Origin of the sequence: Arthrobacter sp. H5 (assembly GCF_000520595.1) — a bacterium.
In the GTDB taxonomy this organism is placed as follows: Bacteria; Actinomycetota; Actinomycetes; order Actinomycetales; family Micrococcaceae; genus Arthrobacter_D.
On record NZ_KI915026.1, the window covers coordinates 31,848 to 35,456 of the forward strand.

3 protein-coding genes are annotated in these 3,609 nt (G+C 63.9%); all 3 read right to left on the reverse strand.

Annotation, left to right across the window (positions count from 1 at the left end; translation table 11 throughout):
• Positions 1-579, reverse strand: a 579-nt coding sequence (locus Y708_RS31280) for an aldehyde dehydrogenase family protein (RefSeq protein ID WP_035776886.1), incomplete at its 3' end; no start/stop codon positions are given.
• Between the two features lie 71 nt (positions 580-650).
• Positions 651-2,024: an aspartate aminotransferase family protein gene (locus Y708_RS0119205; protein WP_216699847.1), complete on the reverse strand. Its 1,374-nt coding sequence runs from the start codon at positions 2,022-2,024 to the stop codon at positions 651-653.
• A gap of 142 nt (positions 2,025-2,166) precedes the next feature.
• Positions 2,167-3,510 carry an aminotransferase-like domain-containing protein gene (locus Y708_RS0119210; RefSeq protein ID WP_028281169.1) on the reverse strand — a complete coding sequence of 448 codons (1,344 nt, stop codon included), beginning with the start codon at positions 3,508-3,510 and terminating at the stop codon, positions 2,167-2,169.
• Positions 3,511-3,609: the final 99 nt, after the last annotated feature.

Genomic DNA, 3,609 nt, shown 5'->3' on the forward strand with positions numbered 1-3,609 from the left:
CGCCTCCTGCCACAGGCGGGCCATCAGGATCGACGCCGACGGGTCCCGTTCTGAGGGCTTGAGGATGAACGCGTTGCCGGTGGCGATGGCCACTGGCGCCATCCACAACGGCACCATCACGGGGAAGTTGAACGGGGTGATCCCGGCAACCACCCCCAGCGGCTCACGGAACGAGTACACGTCGATCCCGGTGGAGACTTGGTCGGAGTATTCGCCCTTGAGCTGTTCGATGATCCCGCAGGCGAACTCGACCACCTCAAGCCCGCGGCCAATCTCACCCTTCGCGTCGGAGAGAACCTTGCCGTGCTCCGAGGTGACAATCGCGGCCAGTTCATCGGTATGCGCCGCCAACTGTTCACGGAACCTGAACAGAATCCCGGTGCGCGTCGACAACGACATCTGGGACCACGAATCAGCAGCGTTCCGTGCCGCCGCCACGACACTGTTGATGTCGTCCTGGTTAGCCAGCCGCAGCTCGCCGGTCACCTGCCCGGTCGCCGGATTGAAAACCTGCTGGGTTCTCTCACCCATCCCGGAAGTCAACTCGCCGTTGATGAAATGTTCGATCGTGCCTGTCATGAAACTCCTCGATTTCTGCTAATCGGGTGGTTTGCGCCCCGCCATCGGGCTGCTGGGATGCGCGGCTGCGCTCAGCTGCCGGTGTAGTGCTTGTCTGCGACGTAGAGGGCCTCATCAAGAATCTCGATCCCGGCCCGGACCTCGTCGGCGCTTGTGGTGCACGGCGGAACCACGTGCGTCCGGTTGAAGTGCACAAAAGGCCACAGGCCGCGGCTCCTGCACGCTGCGGCAAACTCTCCCATCGGGGCGGCGTCGGCACCGCTGGCATTGAACGGAACCAGCGGCTGGCGGGTGGCGCGGTCAACAACCAGTTCCAGGGCCCAGAAGACTCCCAGCCCCCGTACTTCGCCAACGCTGGGATGCCGGTCGGCGAGTTCCCGCAAAAGGGGGCCGATGACGTCGCTGCCCAGTGTGCGGGCCTGCTCGATGATCCCTTCCTCCTTGAAGATGTTGATTGACGCCACCGCGGAAGCGCACGCCAGGGGATGCCCGGAGTAGGTCAGCCCTCCCGGGTAGGGCCTCTGATCGAAGGTGGCGGCGATCTTCTCCGAGATGACGACGCCGCCGAGGGGAACGTAGCCGGAGTTGATGCCTTTGGCGAAGGTGATCAGGTCAGGTGCCACGTTCCAGCGGTCGACGGCGAACCACTCACCGCAGCGGCCGAACCCGGCCATCACCTCATCGGCGATGAGCATGATGCCAAATTCGTCGCAGATTGCCCGGACCCCGGACAGGTAGTTTTCAGGCGGAACCAGGACACCGTTGGTGCCCACGACGGGTTCGAGGATGATCGCCGCCACGGTGTGCGGGCCCTCGACCGTGAGCGTGTTCCGAAGGTGGGCCAATGCCCGCTCGCACTCCTGCGCCTCATTCTCCGCATGGAAGGCCGAACGGTAGGCGTAGGGTCCCCAGTAGTGGACGACGCCGGGCATGGCCGGCTCGGAAGACCACCGCCGGGGGTCACCGGTCAGGGCGATCGCTCCCGCCGTGGATCCGTGATAGCTGCGGTAGGCGGCGAGGACCTTGGTTCTGCCGGTGTGCAGCCTGGCCATCCGCACGGCATTCTCGTTGGCTTCGGCCCCGCCGTTGGTAAAGAAGACCTTGTTCAGGTCGCCCGGTGCCAGCTCGGAAATGAGCCGCGCCGCTTCGGACCGGGCGTCATTGGCGAAGGTGGGTCCGACTGTTGCCAGTTTCCCTGCCTGTTCCTGAATTGCGGCGACGAGCTTCGGATGCTGGTGCCCGATATTGACGTTGACCAGCTGCGAGGAAAAATCAAGGTAGCGGTTCCCGTCGTAATCCCAGAAATACGAACCCAACGCGCCAGCGATAGGCAAGGGGTCGATCTGTCCCTGGGCGGACCACGAATGGAACACATGCGCCCTGTCCTTGCGCCGGACATCATCGGCTTTGTCGGCGTCTATTCCGGTAACAGCAGTGGCTTGAATCAACGGTGGATCCTCTCGCTACGGTGGTTGGTCAGGGTTCACCGGCGCGGATCCGTGTCCTGCCGTGTGAAGCTGACCACTCCACCATAGGTCACGCCCACTGCCATGACAATAAGGCTATTGTGACAGTACATAAAAGGTATTAGCGGCCGCCTCCCCGGCTCCCCGCCTGGACTGCCCGGGCAATCATCCCCACCAGCTCGTCAACAGGCCCCGCGAGCGATCCGACGGTGAGCCGAATATGGCCAGGCTGGAGAGGCAGCACGAAGAATGGAGCCCCAGGAGCAACTCCGACACCCTGGCTGGCAAGCCGGACGGTAGCGGCCGACTCATCGGCAACAGGCACCCAGATGTTCAGCCCGTCCGCTCCGACAACCGATACGCCGTGCCCGGCAAGACCATCAACCATGGCTTCCCGACGACGACGATACTCGCCGCGCGCACGCTTCACCTGCTCAACGCTCTGCTCGTCAGTGAGCAGGGCGAGCAGGATCCGCTGCAGCAACCGACTGGTCCAGCCCTGCCCGAGCTGGCGCCTGGCGACAATTTCGTGGATCAATCCGGCCGGGCCGCTCATGGCCGCAAGGCGCAAATCCGGCCCGTGGGATTTGGAGAAGCTGCGAACATGAAGCGTCCGCTCCGGCAGCCACCGGCCCAGACTGACATCCGGGGTCCACGCGACATCGCCAGCCGAGTCATCTTCGATGACAGTGGTGTCTGCTGCACCAATGACCCGGGCAAGTTGTTCGGCGCGCTCGGAGCTCAGCGAAACCCCCGTCGGGTTCTGTGCCCGTGGCTGCAGAATCACCGCTGCCGCCGGAGTACCAAGGGCCGCCTGCAACGCGCAGGGGAGCATGCCCTGCCCGTCCATCGGAACACCAACGACGTCGGCGCCGGCAGCTTCAAGCTGGTCCAGCAGCAAGGGGAAGGTGGGATGCTCGACGATCACCCGGTCCCCGAACCGCACCACGGCGCGGGTTGCCAGTTCGAGTGCATCCATTGCGCCGTCCACCACGATGAAGTCCGGCGCATCGTAGGGCCAGGTCGCCCTGAGCAACTCGATCAGCTCCGGCACCACCGGCTCGTCCAGATAGCTGCTGGGCGTGAGCGCCCGGGTGAGACTCCCCAGCACTGGCCCCAGATCCGGAAGAAGCTCCCGATCCGGGACCCCGGTGGACAGGTCCAGAGTGAAAGTACTTTGCCGGTCCAAAGCCCGGTGATAGCGGGCCGAGCCCGGGTGAATGTCCGCGATTCTCGTTCCGCGCCGCCCATCAGTCTGGATGGCACCCGATCGGGCCAGAAGGGACCAGGCCGCACTGATCGTGGTGGGGGATAACTGCAGTTCGGATGCCACGGCACGGATCGGCGGCAGCTTCATGCCCGGCTGCAGAATGCCGTCGCGGATAGCCCGGCTGACTGCATTGACCACCCCGCGGGAGGTCGGCTCTTCCGGGACCCAGCCAAGTTCGGTCTTCGCTTTTGCCATTTTTGTACTGTAACAATGAAAAGATTGTAATGGCAAGCCGCGTCACTTATGGTGGGGTGTGTTCATCGTCACACGAATGAACACACCCGCAGCAGCGAA